The following is a 22,766-nucleotide window of genomic DNA, read 5'->3' as shown; positions in this document are numbered from 1 at the left end:
TGTCCGGCCACGCCATTAATTAACTAGCCCCTTCAACCCCAGAGATACTACTCAAGTATTAAACCACCAGGAACAAAACACTATCCCCAAGGCGACAGAGACAATGCAGAAAACGATATCGGTAGTACTAGAGCACGGCAGGTGCAGCTGGGGCGCATGCTACTTCTGCGGCTGGGGGAAGAGAAGAGCCGAGACAAGCCTAGAGGCACTCAGGCAAAAGTACCTCAGGGCCCTCGACAAGGCCGGCAAGCCCGAGGTAGTGAAGCTCTTCTCCTCGGGCAGCATGCTGGACCCGAGGCAATTCCCCCTCGACTTTGTAAAGTCCCTGATAGAAGAGGCGAAGGCTAGAGGCGTTAGGGAGATAGTTATAGAGGGCAAGTCCGACGACGTCACCACGGAGAACCTCGACCGCGTGTGGGTAGACGGGATAAAGATCACAGTGGCCATCGGGCTAGAGGTGGCCGACGACATAATACTCTACAGGTATTACAGGAAGAACACGGGGGTAGCAGACTACATCCGGGCCGCCAGGCTGCTCAAGAGCAAGGGCTTCGGCCTGAGGACCTACGTGCTCGTAAACGGCCACCCCATCATGTACAACAACCTGGAGGTACAGGAGGAGCTACTTGAGAGGACGATCCACCTGGCAGCGGTCTACAGCGACTCGATAGTAGTCATAAACACGTACCCCCACAGGGACACCAGGCTCATACTGGACTGGATAGAGGGCAAGTGGAAGCCCCTAGACGAGCAGAGCTTCCACGGGCTCGTCGATAGGGCTATATCGAGGCTAGGCGGCGTCAGGAGGGACACCGGCCGGTACGAGTACATGGGCGTCGCCATAGAAGTCGACCACAGCAACTTCGCGTTCGTCCCAAAGATCCCGCGCAGGCTATGGCAGAGGATAAAGGGCGTCGGCAGGGAGATACTCCTCCACCCCCACTTCGAGGTGTGGCAAGACTACATCACGAGATTCTACGAGCCGCCCAAGAATAAGGAGTACGCGCTACTACTGCCCTGCAGCTATAGGAAGCCCTATAGGAAGAGCAAGACCCACAGGGCCATACTATCCGCTATATCCGGGTACCCGTGGTTCCCGAAGCTACACCTGATAGTGGTCTCGACCCCGGGAGTCATACCATGGGAATACCACGACAGGTATCCATTCACCCACTACGACTGGCCCGAGTGGATGGAGACTGAAGAGGTCAAGAGGGACTACATAGAGATAACGAAGAAGAGGGTCAAAGACTACCTGGCCGCCCACGGCAGGCACTATAAAAAGTTCATCGCCTACTTCCACCTCGAATCCGAGACCCTAGAAGCCATAAAACAGGCCTTCGAGGAGGCAGGGATGACGGATAAACTAGTAGTAGTCCTCGACGAGGAAACCTATGAGGCCATAAAAAGGGAGCTGGGGAGAGAGCGCGTGGGGAGCAGCGTTGTTAGACACCCGCTAGCCCTGGAGAAGCTGAGGGGGACCCTCTCGGAGCTACTGGGAACCGATTAGAGCCTCCAAGCACGCTCATAAACCCCTGGGGGAGGGGCTGGCGGATGACTGGAACCTCCGACCCCGACCCTTCGTGGCGATGGGGAGGCCCTGCGATGAGGACTCCTCAGCCCCCTACCCCCGGGAAACGCATATCATCCAAGGAGGGACCCTCTCCTCAATCGCGACGGGCTCTATAGCCGTGGGGGAGGCCATGGAGGGATGCTGAAGAAGTTCGGCTACTACTCTGGCCTGGCTATAATAGCGTCTAGCCTATCCCTGATAGGCTCCGGGCTATACGGCCTATACCTAGCCTACCTGCAAGGCCTCCCCCAGGAGAGGTACCCGGCTATAGTGATGTTCTCCATGGGCCTCTCCTTCATACTGGCAGGGTACCTGTTGACCCGTAGGGGCACCGAGCCCTTGAAGATGAGTGAGGCAGTGGCCGTAACAGTGCTCATCTGGCTCCTAGTGCCGACCCTTGACGCGGTACCATTCATGGCAGCGTCCCATATACCATTCATCGACGCGTTGTTCGAGAGCGTCAGCGGGTGGACCACAACCGGGTTAACAATACTCTCGGGCGAGCCGAGCACCTGGCACCACGTATACGTTCCAGAGGTCAGCGCCATACCGGAGACGTTGAAGGTCTGGAGGAGCCTGATGCAGTGGGAGGGCGGGCTAGGCATAGTCATCTTCACGATAGCCTTCCTAGCCCCGCCAGGCGTGTCCGTCGCGACGCTATACCTGGCTGAGGGTAAGTTCGAGCGCTTGGAGGCCAGCCTCAGGAGGAGCGCCGTCAAGATGGGAGCTATCTACATCGTCCTGACCATTATAGGGGCGGTGCTCTTCTTCCTGGCAGGCATGCCTCTAGGCGACGCCATACAACACTCGATGACCGGTATAGCCACGGCAGGCTTCTCAACCCACACGGAGAGCATAGGGTACTACATGAGTAACCACTGGATACTCCTGGTAGCGGCTTTCATAATGTTCCTGGGGGCTGTGAGCTTCGCAGATCACAACGCGATCCTAACGGGCAGGTTCAGGGAGCTGAGGTACAGCATAGAGCTACACGCGCAGCTAGCGATCATAGCAGGCTCGATACTCCTAGCGGGCTATATGTGGGTGAGGGACCCCCTCTTCCACAGGAACTTCACCTTCACCCAGGTATGGTTCCACGTCGTCTCCTCCTTCGCCACCGCGGGCTTCCAGGCAGGAGACCTCCACGCCACCACGGAGTCCTACAAGGTCCTACTAGCGATCCTAGCCTTGATAGGGGGGAGCGCCTTCTCCACGGCTGGAGGTATAAAGGTGTTCCGTATACTGATATCGCTCAAGAGCATATCCTACGAGGCGGACCTCGTGGTCCACGCTAGGGGATATGTGCCTAGCAGGAGGCTTGGCAGGTACGTGTTGAACGAGGAGCTGGTGAGGAGGACCCTAGCCACCGTGACGGCCTTCGTCGTGACCTATACCCTACTAGTCATACTGCTAGCCGCCGTCTACCCTGGAATGTACGACCTGGGGGACATCGCCTTCGAGATAGCCAGCGCGATGGGCAACGTGGGCCTGAGCGCAGGGCTATCGGCCGCGGGCGCGCCGCTTGGAGTGAAGGCTATACTCATAGCGGCCATGCTACTGGGTAGGCTCGAAGTCGTCGCCTACATCGCCGCCCTCCGATACGTTATCAGGAGAGGCTAGCTCCTCCTCCAGGCGGGCCCGGATTATCCGGTCCCTCACGCTACCCGGCAGTGCCACGTCCTCCCTGCGGGCCGTGACTGGCCTCGTGACCATCATCCCCTTTCCATCTACTATATTGATCTCGTGCATGACTAGGCTGTGGGGCGTCTGCCTCATCTTCTCCACTAGAACATACCTCCTCAGCACGCCTCCCCTGATATAGCGCCTGAACCTGACTATGCCGTCCGCGACGTGCTCGACCCCCCAGCCGAAGGCCTCAGAGGTCGTTATCGCGTACTGGCTAACCAGGTAGCCCGTGAAGTCCCACTTGTAGAGTATCCTCTTCACCGCGTAGCTATACTTCCTAGCCATCGCCGGCTTGTCGAGCCAGAAGGCGCTCATCGAGTCTATGACCAGCCTAGCCCTACCATAGCCGAGCTTCTTCTTGGCCTCAAGCACCTTCTCCACTAGCTCCTCAATATCGAGCTCGCCCAGACTCCACTCATCACCCTTACTCTTCATCAAAGCGTCAATTATAACCAGCCTACCCTTATCCATCGCCCTAGCCAGGTCCATCCCAAACATAGCGGCCTGCCTCACGATACTCTCCCGGCTCTCCTCTGTAGTCACATACACTACCTTGTCGCCCTCGACAACGCCCTGCCACGCGAAGTGGATGCTGAAGACCGTCTTCCCAGTCCCAGGCTCGCCCACTACAGCGACGAAGAAGCCCCTGGGGATCCCTCCATTCACCAGGGGGTCGAAGCCGGGCACGCCAGTCTTCAGCCTCTCAACATACACCCTCGTCGAGGCCGCCAAAGCCGCTCGCCCATCCACCAGGCTAGGATACCTGTCCTCGGAGGCAATATACCCATGGCAGGGAATGAAGGAGGGGCCTCCGGGTACCCCAGAGCTAGTCATCGCCGCCAAAGCCACAGTCATTGGCTAGAGGTGGCTCCTCTACCGGGCACGACTCACCCCATCGGCCCAGGAAACCCCACGTGGCCCGGTGGAGGTGATTAATCTAGCCGTCAACTCCTACCGAGTATGTAGGATAGGAGCGGATCCAGGTCGGACTCACTATAGCCCTCAATAGGCTCCACGAGGAAGGGTAGTTGGAAGACCTCCTTCACGCCAGTCAGGCTGAGCACATCCCTGGTAGTTAACGCGCGCACCCCACCGGTACCAGCCAGAACCTCCACGGCCTTAGCCCACCTCTCCCCCTCAACCACGGCTACCACGCCCCTGCCAGAGACTAGGACCCACTCGGCCCCTAGGGAGCTGGGCGTAGGCACCGCCACGTCACTGTTAGACTCTACCACGACCAGCCCGTGGCTTGAGTACACCTTGCTCATACAGGATTCGATTTCAGCGGTGAAGCCCCCCGTCACAACCTTATCCACGAGCTCCCGGCTCGCCCTAAAGGGGTACGGCTTCAGCCGGCCTCCCGCCTCCAACACGCTAGAAGCCAGGCCATTCGGTATGAGGTTCAGGGCTTCAACGTTTATGAAGTGCATGGTGTCGACTCTATCCTCCCTACACACGCTAACCCTACCGAGGACCTCTACATTACCCTCGCCGATGCGAGGCCTCCAATGCACCTTGCTCGGATCCACGGGGGCGTATATCAGGGTGACAGGGTTCAAGATCTCGGGATCGACTCCGCCGCTAGCCTCGGCGAGCTTCAATGCATCGCCGCTGACAACTAGCCCCCGGGCCTTGATCTCGTTTAGAACCCACGGCGACTCCCACAGGTCCACGCCAGCCATGGGCTTGACCGCCACGGCATCGACTCCCCGGCCCCTCAGTATACTCACTAGGCTACCGGTTAGGATCGTCTTGCCCGCGTCGTGCTCGTGGTATCCAACTACTAGTATCGAGGGCATGACCTGGGCCACCGGAGGAGGCCTAGCCACTCTAGCTTGTGTCATAGGAGTTGGGTTGAATGCTCCTGGGCTATGCTATATCCCTTGGGGTAGCTCCCTGGCCTTATCCGCTGGCACGTAGACTGGCGCTCTCCTGCTGGCTCCGAACTTTACTATCAGCCCCTCCCCTTCGAGGGCCTTCAGTATCTTCCTGGCGGTGCTAAGCGTTACATTGTACTTCTGGGAGAGCTTCAATGGAGTCAGGTACTTCTCCCTCTTCAAGTCCTTCTTAGCCCTCTCTAGGAGCTCCGGCGGGAGGCTGACGTCATACCTGGCCTGCTCCACCAGGCTCCTCGCCTTCCCCTTGGCGCCGCCCTCGGCCTTGCCCTTCTTCTTCGCCATAACCGTCCACCATCTACACTGGCCCGGCCTAGTGGATATAAAAGCATCTATCAGGGCCTACAATACTCTAGCCTGGGTGGCGCCGGGAGAGGGTTATGGGATGGCTAGGATCGTCTGGGTCAAGGGGGAATACAGGCTCCTCGACGATCTAGGTGAGGCCTTGAAGCTGGCCCGGGAGAACGGGGGAGTCGTAATCCTGTTCGAGGACGAGCCCCTGGTGTTGAGGGTCGAGAAGCCACAGGCAGCCGGAAGGAGGGAGCCAGGGCCCGGTCTAGAGGCCTCCGCTAGCCCGGCTGGCGTCGTGGCTATTGTTTTAGACCAGATGTTCAGGGGCTTGGCGGAGGTTGTGGCCAGAGAGTTGCCCGGATCCGTTGAGGTACACGAGGTGCTGGGTAAGGGCTTGGAGTCCCCTGTCAAGGCTGGCCGGGTCACGCGTTGGCCAGCGCACGACGACTATGACGTGTTGAAGATCGTCGAGCGCCTAGCTGGTAGTGGTAGGAGGGTGATCCTCGTCACCGGGGATAAGAGGCTTGCACGGCAGGTGGAGTCCCTGGGAGACGAGCGTATACGGGTCGAGTACATGCCTCCCAACGAGTTCCCGGGCAAGGAGAGCATCATCAGGAGGATAGTATCGCTCGCCAGGTAGCCTCACACTACTATCACTGCCAGGCCCTGCGGCGTCGGCACTATGAGGTGCCTATAGCCTCTAATCATCTCGTAGAAGGACTTGGGCGGGGACGGGAAGTACGCGTTGTGGAACGCCAGCACGCCGCCCTTCCTGGTCCTCGGCACTAGCTTCGCGAGGGCCTCCGGGTACTGGTTCTTTTCTATGTCGACGAAGGCCAGCGAGAACAGTTCCTCCTCGGGTAGCGAGTCCAAGTACTCCAGAGCATCATCATTAACTACCTCTACCCCAACACCGGTTATCCTCTCTATAGCCTTAGCATTCCTAGCCAACACCTGGGCCAAATCCGGATCCCACTCGACCGCCACAATCCTAGCACCACTCTTCCCACGGGCCCCGATGGCAAGCCAGAGGGCAGAGTAGCCAACCCCCGCGCCCAGGTCAACAATCAAACCCTCAGGGGCCATGAAGGCGAGGGTGGCGAGCGCGGCACCATCCTCCGCGTCTATCAGGGGCACGTAACTCTCTAAGGACTCCTTCCTCAAGCGAGATAAGAGCTCCCTCACCTCATAATCCAGTCCATCCAAAACACGCTACACCAAGCCATACACAGGTAGACGCCCAGAGGGTATTAGGCTTATCAAGCCAAGCCACTATATTAACCCGGGCCAGCGACTCTACAAGGACGTATGGGTGGACTTGTATGAAGGAGAAGATTGTCGGGGGACCAGCCTACAGCCTCCTCGAACTAGAGCTGAATGCTGGAGAAGAGGTATGGTTTGAGGCGGGGGCCTTCGTGTACAGCCGAGGCCCTATAGAGGTCACAACAACCAGCGGCGGCCTGGGCTCGGCTCTAAAGAGGAAGTTGCTGGGCGGTGAGTCCTTCTTCCTAAACGTGGCCAGGGCCAGGGGCCCCTCGGCGGTCGGACTCGCCCCATCGGCTCCAGGCGATATAGTGGGCGTTGATATAGCTGGAGAGCTATTGGTGCAGGACACGAGCTACCTAGCCCACTATGGGGATCTGAAGGTCACGACCGCCTGGCGCGGCTTGAAGGGCTGGCTCTCCGAGGGACAGTTCTTCTGGCTCAAGATCGAGGGCAGGGGGAGGGCATGGCTCTCGTCCTACGGGGCCCTAGAGACTTATACGCTGCAGGCCGGCGAGACCATGATAGTCGACAACTTCCACCTCGTGGCAATGGACCCCACGGTCCAGTGGAGTGCCAGGAAGTTCGGGGGATGGAAGTCCTTCCTCTTCGGGGGAGAAGGGATAGTATTCGAGCTAAGGGGTCCTGGAAGGGTATGGCTCCAGACGAGGCTCCTACCAGCCCTGGCGAGCCTAGTCTACAGGTACCTCCCGAAAAAGGGTTGATTTAGAAGGGCTAGCCCTCCCTGGAGAGCAGCTCCTTTACTACCCTCTCAGCGTTCTCCTTGACTTTCTTCAGCCTCTCCTCATAGTAGTTCCTGCCCGTGGAGTCTATCGTCACTATGAGGGGGCCGAAGTTCTCTACTTCGAAAACCCAGACGGCCTCCGGTATGCCCAGCTTGTCGAGCCAGTAGACGTCGACCACCCTCTTGATCCTGTCCGCGGCGAGGGCTCCAGCGCCGCCGGTGAATACCGCGTAGACGGCCTTGTGCTTCTTCATGGCCTCAGCGGTCCTCGGGCCCATCCCGCCTTTTCCAACTATCATCTTCACGCCGGTCTTCTCTATGAATTCGGCCTCGACCGACTCCATCCTCATGCTGGTGGTCGGCCCGGCCGCTACGACCTCCCAGCTCCCGTCGGGCTTCTTCCTGACCACCGGGCCGCAGTGGTATAGCACTAGGCCCTTCAGGTCGATGGGCAGCTTCTCTCCGCGTTCTATGGTTTCGAGTATCTCCTTATGGGCCTCGTCCCTCGCTGTGACCATTATACCCGTCACGTAGACTATGTCTCCTATCCTGAGCTTCTCGACGTCCTCGTCCGAGAGGGGGGTCCGGAGATGGAATACTCTAGACTCGCTCACCACAAACCACCCCACTCACCTAATAACACAACCACCGTCCCCGGGGACCAGGTGCTTGGTTAGCATGCGCCAGCTCCCGTCGGGGCCCACCTCTATGCTGCCCCTCCTGGTAGCCCAGCAGCTAGTTACTATGCCTATCGCGAAGGTGGCCGGATGCCTGTGGGCGTATTCGAACTTGACGTCTAGCGCCGTTAGGTGGCCTCCGAAGCCGTGGGGGCCTAGCTCTAGCTTGTTCAGGGCTTCTAGCAACTCCTCTTCTAGCTTGGCGGCGTCCGGGTCCGGGTGCCTCTCGCCTATCGGCCTTAGTAGCGCCCTCTTGGCTAGGCTCATCACTATGTCGGCTCCCGCGCCTATAGCCACTCCAACTATCACCGGCGGGCATGGTAGTGGCCCTGCCCTGGCCACCGCCTCTACTACTCCCTTCTTAAGGTTCTCGAAGCCCTTGAGGGGGGTTGACATTATGAGTGTTGACGGGGCCTCGCTTCCTCCTCCCTTGCTCATCATGTGTACTACCAGCTTGTCTCCCGGTACTGGTTCCACGTGTATCCATGGTATGAACCTGCCCGTGTTGTCCCCGGAGTTCTTTGCCTTGAGGGGGTCTACGGCGTTGGGCCTTAGGTACCCGTCTTTGGTTACTCTCCTTAGGGCGTTCTTGTAGGCCTCTATTATCGCGGTGGGTTTCAGGGGGAAGTCCTCGCCCCACTCTATCCACAGGTAGGGGGTCCCCGTGTCCTGGCATATGGGCCTCTCCTTCTTGCAGGCTATCTCCATGTCTGCCAGTATCGCTTCGAGCTGTGCCTTGGCCGCTGGGACCGTTTCCTTCTCGTAGGCTTCCTTTATCTTCTTGTACACGTCCTCTGGTATGCCGGTTGCGACTCTCTTGATGAAGTCGTAGAATATCTCCTCTAGCTGGATCGCCATAGGCTATACACCCTCTATGCTCTCTCGGCTTTCCTCTGTTTTCACATATACATATATGTGGTCTCGGTATTTACGCGGTAGCCACTAATACGACATTAACCCACTGCCATGGCGGTAGTATATTTGAACCGCGGGTGAGGAGGGATGGAGTACAACGCCGTACTTATCGGGTTTGGGAACGTCGGCAGGGAACTAGCCCAGAGGCTCCTCGACCCAGGTACCGGCCTGCCGGTAAAGGTGACGGGAGTCGCGTCGAGCGGGGGAGCCGTTATAGTGGGCGGGCCAGGCGATCTAGCCAAGCTAGCCAAACTAGCACGCTCCGGGGAGAAGCTGGATAGACACCACAACTTCAAGGAGGGCCTAGACCCCATAGAAGCCGCCATCCTAGCCAACGCAGACGTAGCCCTGATAACCATACCCCCAAGCTACCAGACAGGCGAGCCCAACAAGACCATATACCATGGGCTAGTCGAGAAGGGGGTCTCCATAATCACGGCAGACAAGACGGTGCTAGCCCTTGAGGGGAAGAGGTTCATCGAAGAGGTCAGGAGGCGGTGCCTCTTCCTAGGATACAGAGCCACAGTCGCCGCCGGGACGCCGGCGATAGACTCTGCCCTCGGCCTGAGGCTGAGGGGGGTCGAGTCAGTGAGGGCGGTGTTGAACGCCTCCACGAACTATATACTCGGCTTCGTCGAGAAGGGATACTCCTACAGGGAGGCCCTAGAGAAGGCTATAGAGGCGAAGCTAGCCGAGCCAGATCCCACGGTGGACACGCACGGCTGGGACCCGGCGGCGAAGCTAGTCATACTCTCCAACACGCTCGGGTATGATGCCAGGCTTGAGGACGTCAAGAGGGTCCCTCTAGAGAGTATGGAGGAGAAGCTGGTGGCCGAGAGCCTGAGGGAGGGCAAGAGGGTGAAGTACGTCGCCTATGCCGACTTCGAGTCGAGCCGGCTGGGCGTGGAGCCTATGGTCTTGGAGGGGAGTGACCCCCTCGCATTGGCTGAGGGAGAGGAGAACGTTATAGTGTTTGGCCTGGAGGGTACGAGTATCGTGCTCAGGGGGCCTGCCGGGCCCGCCTGGAGGACGGCTAAAGTAATGATAACCGATATATTGGACTTCGTCCAATGGAGGAAGGACACAGAAGACTGCCCCCCCGGGATAAGGTGCACCAGACAGTGCCGCTAAACCCAGTATATGGATTCATAGCCTCATACATCCTACTCGTGATACTAGCCAGCAGGATCAGGAAAGTCTACATAGTAATAGCCGGCATGATAGCCACATACGTACTCCTCTCAGCAACCCCGAGGGAAGCCGTGGAGGCCGGGGCCAAGCTACTCGAATGGAACGACCTGAGAGTCTTCGTCTACATATTCCTCTCAATGCTCCTAGCGGGGCTGATGAAGGAGACAGGTCTCCTCGATGAGATGGTGGAATCCCTCTCATCGTCAAGCTGCAGGCTAGCCCTCACCGGCGTGCCAGCCCTGATAGGCCTGATGCCCATGCCAGGCGGCGCCCTAGTATCGGCTATAGCGTTGAAGGACAAGTACCTAGCCGAGGCCAGGGTGTCCCGTGACGACGCGACCTACCTCAACTACTGGTTCAGGCACGTGTGGGTCCCCTCGTGGCCCCTCTTCCAGAGCGTCGTGATAACTGCCAGCGTACTCTACATAAACCCAATCGACGTCGTGAGCCACACGTGGATAGGGACCGTGGCAGCCATACTCGGCGGCGCCCTCATATCATACCCGATACTCAGAAGCGTCTCCTGCGGCGGGGGCAGGGGGACCCTCGCCGTGTTCCTGGCCTCTATATCACCCCTCCTAGGCCTGGTGATCCTCTTCTTCTCGGGAGTCCCCATGCTCGTCGCGCTAGCCACGGTCATCATCGTCTTCGTGGCTATATGGAGGCCTGGCAGGCCCCAGCTGGTTAGAGCTTTGAAGCTGGCGACGAGGCCCACGATACACTTGGTGTTGCTTGAGAGCCTCTACTTCAAGAACGTTCTCCTAGCCACCGACATGGGGGTTGCAATGGCCTCCTTCGCCGACACGGCAGGCATAAACGAGGCACTCCTAGTCTTCATGGTCCCCTTCATACTAGGCCTAGCGGCCGGCGGCGAGAACTTCTTCGCATCAACGGCCATGCCAGCCCTAATCCCATACCTCACCCTACAGACAGGGATAAACTGGAGCATGCTAGCCCTAGCATACCTGGGAGGCTTCCTCGGGGTGATGGGTAGCCCCGTGCACCTATGCCTGGCCCTCACGGTTGACTACTTCGAGTCTAGCATGGGCCGCGTATTGTTGAAGACCTACGCCAGCATCCTGGCAGCTGTAGCCATAGGAGTGGCTATGATATACCTGATATACTAGCCGCCGGCAAAGAAGTAGGAACTGGAGAAAACCCATAGGGTTTAAGCGGGGCTTCTAGAGGCCTAGGTAGGCCTCCTTCATCTTGGGGTTCTCCTGTAGCTCCTTCGGGGTGCCCTCCAGCACGACCCTGCCGTTCTCAAGCAGGTAGCCGTAGTCGGCTACGGTTAGGGCTATGTGTATGTTCTGCTCCACCAGGAATATCGTCTTGTTCTCCTCGTCCCTAAGCCTCTTCACTATACCAGCTATCTCCTGGACTAGCTTGGGCGCCAGGCCCAGGCTCGGCTCGTCGAGCATCAGTATCTCCGGGTTGAGCATTAGCCCCCGGGCTATGGCGAGCATTTGCTGCTCCCCGCCGCTCAGGGTGCCGGCGAGCTGGTCTTTCCTCTCCTTCAGCCTGGGGAAGTAGTTGTAGACTAGTTCAAGGTTCTCCTCGACCTTCTCCTTGGCCCTGGGTATCAGTGCCGCTAGCTTCAAGTTCTCCTCGACTGTTAGCCCGGGCCAGAGCCTTCTCCCCTCGGGGACTAGTATCATCCCGAGCCTGACCTTCTTGTGGGTTGGGAGCCGCGTGACGTCGGCGCCGTCTAGCTTTATCGTGCCCTTCCAGGGCTCGACCACGCTCATTATTGTCCAGAGGGTCGTGCTCTTCCCGGCGCCGTTCGAGCCGAGCAGCGTCGTTATCGTGCCCTTCTCTACCTTCAGCGAGACCCCGAAGAGTATCTGGGTCTCGCCATAGCCCGATACCAGGTCCTCGACCTCCAATATGTACTTCCCGGCCATCAGGCACCACCCTTCTCCCTGAGCTTCTTAACGAACCTGAGGGCCAGCGTCGGGTCTCCTAGGTAGGCTGTTATGACCTCCTGGTTGTTGGCCACCTCCTCCGGGGTGCCCTCGGCCAGCTTCCTGCCGAAGTGTAGCACTACTATCCTGTCGGCAATGTTCATCACCGCGTGCATCACGTGCTCTATCATGATCATGGTTACATTCTTCTCCTCCCTTATCCTCCTCAACAGTTCGAGCATCCTGTCCACCTCCTGCGGCGTTAGGCCTGCCAGTACCTCGTCTAGTAGCAGTAACTCTGGCTCGGAGGCTAGGGCACGGGCAAGCTCAAGCCTCTTCTTCTCCTGAACGTTCAGCACCCTGGCTGGGAGCTCTGCCTTGTCGCCCAGGCCTATGAAGTCCAATACCTCCTGGGCTATCTCTCTGGCCTCCGCCTCGCCTATTTTGCCGGCTCTCTTCCCGAAGAGTGCCCCGACCATCGTGTTCTCCAGCACCGTCAGGTCTCCGAAGGGCTTGACTATCTGGTGGGTCCTCGCTATGCCCAGCCTGGCGACCCTGTGAGGCCTCCACCCGGTTATGTCGACGCCCTTGAATATGACCCTGCCCTCTTCCGGCTTGTAGACGCCTGAGATCACGTTGAATAGCGTGGTCTTGCCGGCGCCGTTCGGGCCTATGAGGCCGAGTATCTCCTTCCTATAGACGTCGAAGGAGACGCCTGAGAGGGCTACGAGGCCCCCGAACCTCTTGGTCACGCCCTGGATCCTGAGTATGACATCGCCATCCGACACCATGGACCACCCCACTCTACTCCAGTATCTTCCTCAGCCGGGGGAACCTGTTCCTGAGTATGCCGACTATTCCTCCAGGCGCGAAGCTCACCACCAATATTATCAGCACTCCCAGTATGACTAGCGCGAACACGCCGGCTATGGTCTGCGTGTACCATTTCAGGGGGTAGTATATGAACGCGCCTATTATCGGGCCTGTGAAGGAGCCCAGGCCTCCTATAGCGTTTTCGAGTAGCATTACAACGCTGTTTAGCAGGTTGAACTCCACGGGGGCCACGAAGGAGCCCCTGAACTCCCTTGCAACCCCCCATAGGCTGGCTAGCCAGGCTGCGATGCTGAAGGCTATTATCTTGTACTTGAAGGTGTCTACTCCAACCACCTCGGCGGCGTCCTCGTCTTCCCTTATGGCTGCGAGGCCATAGCCGAGCCTGCTCACCCTCACGAGGTAGGCGACCAGCACTGTTACTATGAATACGACGTAGTGCATCCAGTAGAAGTCTATGTTGGTCAGCCCCATCGCGGGGTTACCCACTTCCTGGCCCTCGGTGCTGCCCAGGTAGTTCTTGAGGTAGAAGACCACTATGTACATCACCACGTAGTTCAAGCCTATGGTGGCTATGGCGAAGAAGGCTCCCCTGAGGCGGAGCACCGCGTAGCCCACGCCGGCGGCGACCACCACCGCTAGCACACTGGCTAGCAGGGAGCTGACAATGAATAGCTTCACCACCTCGCTGGTGGGTAGTGAGACGGAGCTCGGTGGGAGCCCCGCCTGTATGGCCTGCCTCCTTAGGTCCCTCATGATCTGGATTATCGTGTCGTAGTTCCTCACGGCTACGATGTATGCTGTTGCGAAGGAGCCGATTCCTATGAATACCGTGTGCCCGAAGCTGACGTAGCCGGCGTAGCTCATTATAACGGCCATCGCCAGGCCCAGGCCTATCCACATCATAAGGTCCATGCTGTTGGCGATTAACTGCTCGGAGCCTATGCCAGCGGTCCCGGCCGCGCCTATCACTCCGAAGATCACGAGTAGTGCTAGGGCGATGTAGAAGCTCGGCCTCTTGAACAAGCCTATCACCGCTCCATCACCCCCTCTTGCCGAAGAGGCCCTGTGGCCTTACGATCAGCATTATGAGTAGTATAGCGAAGGCCGTTGCCAGGGCTAGGGCCTGTTGCGGCTGGCCGAAGAACGCCTGGCTTGAGTACACTATGACCTGGTATATTATCCCTAGTATCAGCCCCCCGGCGTATGTGCCTAGTATGCTCCCGAGGCCTCCTAGGACTACTATGACGAAGCTGAGTGGGGCCACGATCGACTCTGTCACCGGCGTGGCGGAGCCGGTGTAGATTATGTAGAGTACTCCGGCCGCTACAGCGACGCTGGAGGAGATGACGGTTGTCGCCAGTTTTATGTTGACGGGGTTTATACCCGCTAACGCGAGTGCCCTTGAGTCCTGTGCGACGGCTCTTATGGTGAGGCCTAGGGTCGTCTTGTTTATGAGTAGGTGTAGTGCTAGTGCTAGTAGTAGTGCTAGTATGGCCGCGACTATCTGTGTTATTGAGATGGTGAAGGGCGCCTCTCCGAGGCTTATGGCCTGTATGCTTACGATGGATTTCCCGGCTATGGTCGCCTTCCAGGATAGGCTGGGCTCGGTGCTGTAGTCGGGTTTGAAGTGGTTTATCACGTAGTGTAGGCCGAAGAGCGTGATTCCGAAGCCGAAGGTCGTCATCAGCGTGGCCATTTCCTCCTTGAGCGTTATCACGTCGACCTTCCCGATGATCTTGTGGATGGAGGAGTAGTAGAGTATCGCGCCCATTATCGCTCCGAAGCCTAGGAAGAGTATGAATATGAGTATCGGGTTTAGGCCCATTGCTATGAAGATGTATGCTGCGAACATGCTTCCGAGGACTACTAGGTGGCCGTGTGCTAGGTTGACTACCTTCATCACGCCCCAGATGAGTGTGAGCCCTACCGCGACGACTCCTAGGACGGAGCCGTAGAGGAAGCCTGTGAGTAGGCCTTGGAGTGTGAATCGTAGTAGTTCTCCTAGGTCTACCATGAATCCACCCCTTTACCCACAATCCACATGGGTTTCCGGTGTCCTGTCTTTCGGGTATTCTGCCTTGGCAGTGGATATTTAAGGGTTACAAGGATGCTCATATATATGAAAAGAAATTAAAAGAAAATATTAGAAAGATTTGATATTTATTTCTTGCTCATAGCATACCAGGCGACAGCAACTATTATGATAATCAGTATCACTATACTAGCTACCAGTCCCGTGGACATGCCACCCTTGGCGGCAGTCGTTGTAGTCGTCGTCTTAGTCGGTGACGCGGGCTGGGTCGTTGTAGTCGCGGGAGCCTGGGTCGTCGTCGTAGCAGGGGCTCCGCCGAACTGCCAGTTCGGGGCCGCTATCAGCGGGCTAGCCTCAGCGTACTCCGGCGGGTATATGATGACCCTGTTCTTGCCCTGCCACTGCATCAGTAGCATTGGGTGTCCCATTTGTTTACCGGTGTCTGGGTCTATCCATAGCGGGCCGAAGAACGTCATTATCTTCAGGTCGTTGAAGGCCTCCCTGACCTTTGCACTGTCCTTTATGGCGTCCGCGCCGAACATCTCGTTGGCCTTCTTGATGGCCTCGACCAGGTAGACTACGGCTGCTCCAGCCTCGGCTGACTGGTAGGCTGGCGATTCAAGGTCTGGGCATACCTGGTGGAAGTAGTTCAGGTAGTCGTCGATCGTCGGTCCAGCCCAGGTTAGGCCGGCCTGCTGTGCTGCCTGTGGGTTGTAGTTGGCCTTGGGGCTCCACTGGCTTGGGTAGGCTACGCCGTTCACAATACCCTCGCCTAGCTCGTCGTAGAACTTCGGCTGTGCAGGGGCTACTAGGATTGCTATGAACTTGAGGCTCCACTCGCTGTCATGGGCCTGCTTTACCAGGGCCTTCCCATCCTCGTAGTGCCCGCCGCCCAGCAGTACATCGGCTCCCTTCTGCTTGGCCGACTGTATGTAGACTGAGAAGTCGCTGGTCCCGGGCTCGTAGTCGGCCTCGTACACCACGTTTACACCGTACTTCTCTAGGTAGCTCTTGAGTCCCTTCTTGACGGCCTGGGCGAAGGCGGCGTTCTCGAATATCAGGGCGACCTTGGCGTTGGGTATCTTGTCATGCACTAGCACAGCGGCCTGCTCCAGGTACCTGCTCGCGGGTGTGAGTACCTGGACTATGTAGTAGTAGCCCTTGCTGACTATCGAGTCGCTTGCACCGCCGTGGCTTAGGATGAGCTTGTTGTTCTGCTCTGCCACTGGCAGTGCTGCCAGGGTGAGGCCGCTGGAGTATGGTGCTAGTAGGAAGTCTACCTTGTCTGTCGTTATGAGCTTCGTGTATAGGGATGCGACGTTGTCCTTGCTGGACTCGTCGTTGTAGTAGACTAGCTGTAGCTTGTACTTCTTACCGCCTATATCGACTCCTCCCTGGTCGTTATACCATTTGATGACAGCCTTCACACCGCATAGAGCCTGCTGGCCCTCGGTAGCGAACTTGCCCGACAGGCTTATGGTCATGCCGATCTTGATGACGTCGCCCGACACGCTCTCCGGGTACATGTCGGCGAACGCCACTGGACCGGCGAGCATCAGCGCTACCAGGACCATTGCAAAGAGCATTCCCTTCCTCAAAGCATACGCACCTCAGCAGGTATGGCTCGGTTTAAACCTTATGGTGCCTGCACTTGTATTTATAATCCATCGTTATTTTATCCATATGTTTTCATATGTGAATATAATGCTGGACCCGTAAGTATCGGGTACAAAACACCCTACATACAATAGCCGCCCTCCAATATTTAGACCATCTATACAATACAAGACCCAGCGGGTGCCACGCTATTGTCATGCCTGGAGGGCAGGATACCGGACAGCCTCTGCAACCTACTGCAAGACCCCGAAAACGCGGCTAGAAGACTGTACGAGAAGCTGGGAGGTAAGAAGACCGTATCCATGGGGACCAGCGGCTTTGGAAGCGTGGGGTATCCCAAGAGCTTCCCCCAGGAGCTGGGAAGCCTCCTGGCAGGAGAGAACGGTAGGCTGATTGTGCTGACGGGGGCCAGCGCCTACGACATGGACGAGAGGCTCGTAGACCAAGGCGTCGTGGCGAGGAGATACCCCTACCAGAACAACCCCAAGCTAAGAAAGCTGATAAACGATGGCGTCGTCGCATTCCAGGACTACCACCTCGGCGAGTGGCCCTACATGGTGAAGACAGGGCACCTACACAGGTTCATAGACGGGATAGACGTGGCCGTTGTAGAGGCTAGCCTCGTATTGGAGGAGGGCTTCGTGCCCACGGCCAGCGTGGGCGCGGGCCCGGCATGGGTCGAGATGGCCGACTACGTGGTTATAGAGGTGAACATGGACTCCCCACCAGACCTCTACGGGATACACGACATATACAGGCCTGTCGACGGGGAGCCCATACCGATAAGGAGGGTCGACGACAGGGTCGGGTCGCCCCTAGTAAGGGTCCCCAGGGACAAGATAGTGGCGATAGTCGAGAGCAGGGGGATAGACCACGGGGGAGAGCCAGCCGAGCCCAGTAGGGTTGAGAAGATGATAGCAGAGAACCTCCTAAGCTTCCTACAGGAGGAGGTCTCAGCGGGCCGCCTACCACCATCACTCTACCCCCTGGAGAGCGGGGTCGGCACAGTCAACGACGCGGTGTTCAAGGCCTTGAAGGACGCTGGGTTCAAGGGCCTCACGGCTTGGACCGAGGTGGTGCAGGACAGCCTACTAGACTTGTACAATGAGGGCATGACCGAGGCCATGTCGTGCACGAGCCTCATGCTGACTCCGAGGAACCTGGAGAGGCTCTACAGCAACCCGAGAGACTATATCGAGGCGATCACCCTGAGGCCTCAGGACATAACCAATAACATAGAGGTGATCAGGAGGCTCCGCGTCATAGCGATAAACACGGCCGTAGAGGTGGATATCTATGGCAACGTCAACTCAACCCACGTACTAGGATCCAAGATAATAAACGGGATCGGCGGGAGCGGGGACTATGCCAGGGGAGCCCTCCTGTCGATATTCATAACCCCGAGCACCCGCAAGGGCAGGGCCGTGAGCTCCATAGTACCCATGGCCTCACACGTGGACACGCCGGACCACGACGTGGACGTGATAGTAACGGAACAGGGGGTCTGCGACCTGAGGGGGCTGAGCCCGAGGGAGAAGGCCGAGCTCATAATAGAAAGGTGCAGCCACCCAGACTACAGGGACAAGCTATACAGGTACTACAGGAAGGCGTTGGAGTACGGGGGCCACATCCCCGTGGCGCTGGAGGAGGCCTTCAGCTTCCACATAAGCTTCAGGGACAAGAAGGACATGAGACTGTGATGGAGGAAATAGACAGCCCCCGGTATAGGCGTGCAATACATTATCGCTAGAGGGTCCCCTCTCCCGTGGATGGAGGTCGAGCCCCATGAACCCCGGCTACCCGTGTAACATAATCGCGTACAATGGGCTGAAGCCCCGGGTCGACCCCTCAGCCTACATAGACCCCATGGCCAGGGTCTTCGGAGACGTCCGCATCGGGGAGAACGCGGTAGTCCTCTTCGGCACCATAATAAGGGGAGACGACGACAGGGTGGAGATAGGCAGGGATACCGCCATACTGGAGAACAGTCTCGTGGAGGCGCCAAAGGGGCACCCGGTCACCATAGGCAGGAACGTGCTGGTAAGCCACGGGGCCATAATACACGGGGCCACGGTAGGGGATGGAGCCCTAGTGGGCATAGGAGCGATAGTACTCGACGGGGCCAGGATAGGGGAGGAGGCGATAGTAGCCGCTGGAGCCCTCGTACCGCCGGGCAAAGAGATACCGCCGCGGACACTAGCCCTAGGCGTGCCGGCGAAGCCCGTGAGGGAGCTATCGGACGACGACATAGAGACTGTCAGGAGGGAGTTATCCCAGGTGCATAGCAAGGCGGTAGCCTACAGGAGGATACTGCCACGCCCATGCTAGCCCTGCCTACCCCTCTTCTTGGCGGACTCGTAGTCGTAGGCGGCCAAGTACATGATGAGCCCCAGGTAATCCCCCAAATCCTCCAGCAACTCCCTCAAGCGGGCCTCCGACAGCTTCAAGCCAAGCAGCCTCTCAAGCCCCCTCGAAACGGCCAGGTCACTAGCCGGGCCGACTGGGAACCTGGGATGGACCATGGCTATGGAGAGCTCGGCAGTCCACCTCCCAACCCCGTATAGCCCGGTCAACTCCTCTATATTGCCTTGGGGGTCCCTTACAACCTCTCCCACGCTGGGAAGCCTCCCCTCGACTTCTGCGAGCGCGATCTCCCTCAGGGCCCTAGCCTTCATACGCGTCAACCCGAGGCCATAGAGGTCCTCTACCTTGGATGACGCCAGAGCCTCTGGTAGCGGGAACGAATAGAACACCTCGTCCTTCATGACGAGCTTGGCCCCGTACCTGGACACGAGCCTAGACTGTACACGCAGCGCCATCCTCAACGCTATCCTCTGCTTCACAACCGAGTCAACCAGGGCCTCGTAAAGGCTCATAGTCCGACCAGGCCTCAAGCCAGGATACTTCTCAGCAAGCACGCGGAGCCTAGGCCACCCATCCAACACGGCCAGGAACTCCCTGTAGTCGAAGCGCGCCCGTATACACTCTAGGAGCGCCTCGTTGAGCCCTCTGGCCTGCTCCGCGCTACGGCTCCAGATGACGGTTTTTACGGAGGGCATCCAGGGCTCCCCCCGGAAGTACACCTTTACCGGGACAAGCGCCTCCCTATACCCTATGAGCCTCCTACACGACTTCTCGCCCCAGTCATATATCCATGGGAGCGGGCGATTGGGTAGGCTGAACCTCTCTAGGTGCCCGGTGAACCAGTATGGTGGTTTTGGCATGTAGGTGAAGGTGTAGGGTTTGGGTTTCATGGGTGTCACCCTTTAGCCTCTAGGTTATAGTGTATGAGTTAAAGGGGGGATTTATCAATGAATTATATAATGGTTATTAGTTATAATATATTAGTATTTCTATATACTAGTTCTTATAGGACTCGTAATTATCCTTACATGAAAATATATTCTCCCTGCGCTGAAGCGGTTTATAAACAATTCTAACCACTAAATAAAATCTATATAAATCCGTTGAGCCACCTCCACCACAGACAAACCCATACCCGGGAAGGTGATACATAGATGAACACAACTAGGCGAGCCCTAGTGGCCTTAACACTGGTCGTCATAACGCTAGCCCCGGTGACGGCCCTCTCATACACATCACATTTTTTCAACAGCGTAGAGGTTAACCTACCCTACTCCTACACCCTCACAGGAGGGCACTCCCCGCAAGGAAACATACTGGCCGTAGGAGGACGCTTCTATAATTCGGCAACTTCAGGATACTCTGGATGGATAGCTGTCAGCGATCTCTCAACAGAGCCTCCAGCCTATAAACTGCTCAAGCTACTGAAGGACAGGTCATGTACTGAACCGCAAGATGTAGTTGTAACGGCGGTCACGGCCGAGGACAACGGGAACCTATACGTAGGGGGATACGCTCAGTACAGTGACGAAACCACCAAATACTACTTCGTGGCCATGATAGGCGGATCACCCGGGGGAAGCTACACGCTTAACGCCATAAGATACTATAATGTAGGCGAGATAAAGGACCTCGAACTGGCGATCCATCCATACTATGGCAAGGTATTGCTGGCCGTTGCAGCGGACTCCAACGGTAACTATCCAGTAATGCTGATATTAGACCCAACTGACCTTAGTATAGAGAACTATATAGCCAGTAACTACCAAGTCTGGAATCAAAACGGCGTGACAACAGCCGCTATTAGCATAGACTCCTATGGCGACCTTGTAGTCATTGCAACGCTCAATTCCCAGGGCCACATAGCGTTATTCAAGTGGAACCCTAGCAGCAACGATTACACCCAAGCGTACGTCATCAAGTACCTGAACGGGCTATACATCCACGATGTGCTGGTTAACGAGGAGGACGGCACCTACTACGCGTATATAGCCGCTGAGAAGAGTGATAACTCCTATACAGACTGGGGCACGGGGAGTGACAGTGATCCCGTGCTGATAAAGGTGGACCTCCAGGACATGGCCTTGGGGAATCCAGCCTTCGAGTGGGTGGTAGTATTCGACAACGACGACGATGACCACGGCTATGCAGTAGCGCTATACGATACTGACACCGGCAGTAGTGATAGGATAGTACTATACGGCTCCCTAGCGCACAGCGGCTATAGCGGAAACCAGTATCCACTGATAGCTGTGGTAGCTCCCGATGGATCAGTGGAGAGCGCGGCTATGGCCCCAGCGCCTACGTCTTCGGACTACAGCAAGCCCCGTGGCGAGTACTTCACCGGGAGCGTCTACAACGGGTACACGTTCGCCATGGGGACCACGGGCTACTCCAACACAGCCTGGCCCAACGTCGGCCTACTACTCTACAGCAATGAGATATCAAACCAGCTGGACTGGCAGGGAAGCATAAGCTGGCCCCCGGTAACCGTCTTGAAGGACCTAACAGGCATAGCCACCATAACCAAGAGGACAGACATAAACCCCTCCACCAACGGCCCCTATGCGGCATCAACAAACACGCCTCTATCGAGCCCCCTCACATGCATAGTATTGAACTCCATCAACCCAACCGTCTACACAGCAAACGATAACATTATACCAGAGCCCGTACCGGAACCCTGGTACGCGGCTATCGCCGTGGCTGTTATAGCTCTGGTATTGGCAGTCTTCTACCATAGAAGATGATAACCCTCCCGCCAACCCGATAATCCCCCTCTCTACAATATTGATAGCGGAGCACTGCCTTGGATATGGTCTCATTATTAAGTTCTCCAGCCGGCTCTCCCAGCTTGGTGGCATGGCAGTTTGGGCGCTATTGACAAGCTCATGAGGCTCGGCGACTCAACCTACCTCCTCAGGGGGTCTCCCTCGACCCTATTCCACGTGAACGACGAAGTCGTGTATGTTATTGACCCTGGGCATGGATCAAAGAGAGCCAAGCAGATTAAGAGGGTACTAGCGGAGCTCGGCGGCGAGGCTGTGGCGGTAGTAACGCACTATCACAGTGACCACTTCGAATCCCTGTCAAAGGACACAGGAATCGGGAAAATCTACTCTTCCCGACTGGACAAGCCCGGCATAGAGCACCCGGAGTATCGCGTGTCAATGACCTTCGGTCTACCACTAGAGGAGTGGCAGGAAGCACTACTCTACAAGCCCGTTGCTGTGGGCGTGGATGAAGCCTTCGACTGCGGCAGCCGGGTGGGTCCCCTGGAGACCCTACACCTCCCAGGCCACACGCCCGGCCAGATCGGCGTGCTCACGCCAGACGGGGTCCTCTACGCGGCCGATGCCGTGTTCGGCGAGAGGGTCCTCGAAGCCTACCTACTGCCATACCATAGGGATCCATGCAAGGCTAGGGACAGCCTGGCCAAGCTACTCGGAGCCAGCTTCCGGGTGTTGGTCCCGGGCCACGGGCCCGTGTTGGAGGAGGGTGAGGGGCGCGAGCTGGTCCGGGCTAACATGCGGGTCCTAGACTCATTCCTCTCAAGGCTGGTCGAGTCGCTGGAGGAGCCAGTCTCGTTCGAGGAGATCCTCCACAGGCTGGTGGATGACGCCTCCAAGGCTGGCTCTCCAGGCGCGATGTTCCTGGTAGAGCAGAGCCTCCGAGGAGCCCTAGCATGCCTCGCTGGACGCGGCCTGATAGAGGCTGGCCTGGAGAAGAAGGGCGTCGTCTGGGTCAAAAAGTGACACCTCTCTATGGAGCTTGGATTT

At 57.5% G+C, this 22,766-nt stretch carries 22 protein-coding genes; 10 read left to right on the top strand and 12 right to left on the bottom strand.

Annotation, left to right across the window (positions count from 1 at the left end; genetic code table 11):
• The first annotated feature begins 103 nt into the window (after positions 1–103).
• Positions 104–1,510 (top strand): DUF5591 domain-containing protein, encoded by a 1,407-nt coding sequence (locus tag F7C38_05550; protein MCE4601013.1) that lies wholly within the window; start codon positions 104–106, stop codon positions 1,508–1,510.
• Between the two features lie 201 nt (positions 1,511–1,711).
• Positions 1,712–3,193: a TrkH family potassium uptake protein gene (locus F7C38_05545; protein ID MCE4601012.1), complete on the top strand. Its 1,482-nt coding sequence runs from the start codon at positions 1,712–1,714 to the stop codon at positions 3,191–3,193.
• On the opposite strand, the gene F7C38_05540 is transcribed toward F7C38_05545, so the two are convergent.
• The 3 genes from F7C38_05540 to F7C38_05530 form a co-directional block, all read right to left on the bottom strand.
• Positions 3,128–4,009: a KaiC domain-containing protein gene (locus tag F7C38_05540; GenBank protein ID MCE4601011.1), complete on the bottom strand. Its 882-nt coding sequence runs from the start codon at positions 4,007–4,009 to the stop codon at positions 3,128–3,130. The two genes, F7C38_05545 and F7C38_05540, sit on opposite strands and share 66 nt — an antisense overlap.
• A gap of 194 nt (positions 4,010–4,203) precedes the next feature.
• The gene (locus F7C38_05535; GenBank protein MCE4601010.1) at positions 4,204–5,058 is read right to left on the bottom strand and encodes a hypothetical protein; all 855 of its coding nucleotides are present in this window, start codon (positions 5,056–5,058) and stop codon (positions 4,204–4,206) included.
• Positions 5,059–5,133: 75 nt separating this feature from the next.
• Positions 5,134–5,439, bottom strand: coding sequence for a 30S ribosomal protein S25e (locus F7C38_05530; GenBank protein ID MCE4601009.1), 306 nt, complete (start codon positions 5,437–5,439; stop codon positions 5,134–5,136).
• Between F7C38_05530 and F7C38_05525 the strand changes: the two genes are divergently transcribed.
• The gene (locus tag F7C38_05525) at positions 5,420–6,085 is read left to right on the top strand and encodes a hypothetical protein (protein MCE4601008.1); all 666 of its coding nucleotides are present in this window, start codon (positions 5,420–5,422) and stop codon (positions 6,083–6,085) included. The genes F7C38_05530 and F7C38_05525 overlap by 20 nt on opposite strands.
• A gap of 2 nt (positions 6,086–6,087) precedes the next feature.
• On the opposite strand, the gene F7C38_05520 is transcribed toward F7C38_05525, so the two are convergent.
• A complete protein-coding gene (locus tag F7C38_05520) occupies positions 6,088–6,651 on the bottom strand; it encodes a class I SAM-dependent methyltransferase (protein ID MCE4601007.1) in 564 nt (187 codons plus the stop codon).
• Positions 6,652–6,767: 116 nt separating this feature from the next.
• Here F7C38_05520 and F7C38_05515 point away from each other — a divergent pair, with 116 nt between their 5' ends.
• Positions 6,768–7,433: a TIGR00266 family protein gene (locus F7C38_05515; GenBank protein ID MCE4601006.1), complete on the top strand. Its 666-nt coding sequence runs from the start codon at positions 6,768–6,770 to the stop codon at positions 7,431–7,433.
• A gap of 10 nt (positions 7,434–7,443) precedes the next feature.
• On the opposite strand, the gene F7C38_05510 is transcribed toward F7C38_05515, so the two are convergent.
• The gene (locus tag F7C38_05510) at positions 7,444–8,067 is read right to left on the bottom strand and encodes a FumA C-terminus/TtdB family hydratase beta subunit (protein MCE4601005.1); all 624 of its coding nucleotides are present in this window, start codon (positions 8,065–8,067) and stop codon (positions 7,444–7,446) included.
• Between the two features lie 15 nt (positions 8,068–8,082).
• On the bottom strand, positions 8,083–8,988 hold the full coding sequence (locus F7C38_05505) for a fumarate hydratase (protein ID MCE4601004.1): 906 nt from the start codon (positions 8,986–8,988) through the stop codon (positions 8,083–8,085).
• Positions 8,989–9,132: 144 nt separating this feature from the next.
• Between F7C38_05505 and F7C38_05500 the strand changes: the two genes are divergently transcribed.
• Positions 9,133–10,176, top strand: a complete 1,044-nt coding sequence (locus tag F7C38_05500; GenBank protein ID MCE4601003.1) for a hypothetical protein — start codon at positions 9,133–9,135, stop codon at positions 10,174–10,176.
• On the top strand, positions 10,167–11,363 hold the full coding sequence (locus tag F7C38_05495; protein MCE4601002.1) for a DUF401 family protein: 1,197 nt from the start codon (positions 10,167–10,169) through the stop codon (positions 11,361–11,363). Before F7C38_05500 ends, F7C38_05495 begins: the two co-directional genes overlap by 10 nt.
• 54 nt (positions 11,364–11,417) lie before the next feature.
• Here the strand turns inward: F7C38_05495 and F7C38_05490 are convergent, their stop codons facing one another.
• The 5 genes from F7C38_05490 to F7C38_05470 form a co-directional block, all read right to left on the bottom strand.
• Positions 11,418–12,140: an ABC transporter ATP-binding protein gene (locus F7C38_05490; GenBank protein MCE4601001.1), complete on the bottom strand. Its 723-nt coding sequence runs from the start codon at positions 12,138–12,140 to the stop codon at positions 11,418–11,420.
• Positions 12,140–12,928, bottom strand: coding sequence for an ABC transporter ATP-binding protein (locus tag F7C38_05485; protein MCE4601000.1), 789 nt, complete (start codon positions 12,926–12,928; stop codon positions 12,140–12,142). Before F7C38_05485 ends, F7C38_05490 begins: the two co-directional genes overlap by 1 nt.
• Positions 12,929–12,944: 16 nt before the next feature.
• Entirely contained in the window at positions 12,945–14,006 is a 1,062-nt protein-coding gene (locus tag F7C38_05480; protein MCE4600999.1) for a branched-chain amino acid ABC transporter permease, read from the bottom strand.
• A 7-nt stretch (positions 14,007–14,013) separates the two neighbouring features.
• Entirely contained in the window at positions 14,014–14,988 is a 975-nt protein-coding gene (locus tag F7C38_05475; protein ID MCE4600998.1) for a branched-chain amino acid ABC transporter permease, read from the bottom strand.
• A gap of 146 nt (positions 14,989–15,134) precedes the next feature.
• Complete coding sequence (locus F7C38_05470) at positions 15,135–16,604, bottom strand: amino acid ABC transporter substrate-binding protein (protein MCE4600997.1); 1,470 nt, start codon at positions 16,602–16,604, stop codon at positions 15,135–15,137.
• Between the two features lie 210 nt (positions 16,605–16,814).
• On the opposite strand from F7C38_05470, the gene F7C38_05465 reads away from it, so the two are divergent.
• Together F7C38_05465 and F7C38_05460 are read left to right on the top strand one after the other, a co-directional pair.
• Positions 16,815–18,323 carry a hypothetical protein gene (locus F7C38_05465; protein MCE4600996.1) on the top strand — a complete coding sequence of 503 codons (1,509 nt, stop codon included), beginning with the start codon at positions 16,815–16,817 and terminating at the stop codon, positions 18,321–18,323.
• A gap of 85 nt (positions 18,324–18,408) precedes the next feature.
• The gene (locus F7C38_05460) at positions 18,409–18,951 is read left to right on the top strand and encodes a gamma carbonic anhydrase family protein (GenBank protein ID MCE4600995.1); all 543 of its coding nucleotides are present in this window, start codon (positions 18,409–18,411) and stop codon (positions 18,949–18,951) included.
• Here F7C38_05460 and F7C38_05455 read toward each other — a convergent pair.
• A complete protein-coding gene (locus tag F7C38_05455; GenBank protein ID MCE4600994.1) occupies positions 18,948–19,877 on the bottom strand; it encodes a hypothetical protein in 930 nt (309 codons plus the stop codon). The two genes, F7C38_05460 and F7C38_05455, sit on opposite strands and share 4 nt — an antisense overlap.
• Positions 19,878–20,141: 264 nt before the next feature.
• On the opposite strand from F7C38_05455, the gene F7C38_05450 reads away from it, so the two are divergent.
• Entirely contained in the window at positions 20,142–21,737 is a 1,596-nt protein-coding gene (locus tag F7C38_05450) for a hypothetical protein (GenBank protein ID MCE4600993.1), read from the top strand.
• Between the two features lie 120 nt (positions 21,738–21,857).
• Positions 21,858–22,742, top strand: a complete 885-nt coding sequence (locus tag F7C38_05445) for an MBL fold metallo-hydrolase (GenBank protein MCE4600992.1) — start codon at positions 21,858–21,860, stop codon at positions 22,740–22,742.
• The last annotated feature ends 24 nt before the right edge of the window (positions 22,743–22,766 follow it).

It is taken from the genome of Candidatus Thermodiscus eudorianus (genome assembly GCA_015521085.1).
Taxonomy (GTDB): domain Archaea; phylum Thermoproteota; class Thermoprotei_A; order Sulfolobales; family Acidilobaceae; genus Thermodiscus; species Thermodiscus eudorianus.
The sequence above is the reverse complement of the archived record's forward strand: the minus strand, read 5'-3'. Positions and strand labels throughout refer to the sequence as shown.

Coding starts and splice junctions, on each gene's coding strand:
- F7C38_05550 (MCE4601013.1), top strand. CDS start 104: ATGCAGAAAACGATATCGGTAGTACTAGAGCACGGCAGGTGCAGCTGG.
- F7C38_05460 (MCE4600995.1), top strand. CDS start 18,409: ATGAACCCCGGCTACCCGTGTAACATAATCGCGTACAATGGGCTGAAG.
- F7C38_05535 (MCE4601010.1), bottom strand. CDS start 5,058: ATGCCCTCGATACTAGTAGTTGGATACCACGAGCACGACGCGGGCAAG.
- F7C38_05500 (MCE4601003.1), top strand. CDS start 9,133: ATGGAGTACAACGCCGTACTTATCGGGTTTGGGAACGTCGGCAGGGAA.
- F7C38_05545 (MCE4601012.1), top strand. CDS start 1,712: ATGCTGAAGAAGTTCGGCTACTACTCTGGCCTGGCTATAATAGCGTCT.
- F7C38_05455 (MCE4600994.1), bottom strand. CDS start 19,877: ATGAAACCCAAACCCTACACCTTCACCTACATGCCAAAACCACCATAC.
- F7C38_05490 (MCE4601001.1), bottom strand. CDS start 12,140: ATGGCCGGGAAGTACATATTGGAGGTCGAGGACCTGGTATCGGGCTAT.
- F7C38_05505 (MCE4601004.1), bottom strand. CDS start 8,988: ATGGCGATCCAGCTAGAGGAGATATTCTACGACTTCATCAAGAGAGTC.
- F7C38_05530 (MCE4601009.1), bottom strand. CDS start 5,439: ATGGCGAAGAAGAAGGGCAAGGCCGAGGGCGGCGCCAAGGGGAAGGCG.
- F7C38_05475 (MCE4600998.1), bottom strand. CDS start 14,988: ATGGTAGACCTAGGAGAACTACTACGATTCACACTCCAAGGCCTACTC.
- F7C38_05450 (MCE4600993.1), top strand. CDS start 20,142: ATGAACACAACTAGGCGAGCCCTAGTGGCCTTAACACTGGTCGTCATA.
- F7C38_05515 (MCE4601006.1), top strand. CDS start 6,768: ATGAAGGAGAAGATTGTCGGGGGACCAGCCTACAGCCTCCTCGAACTA.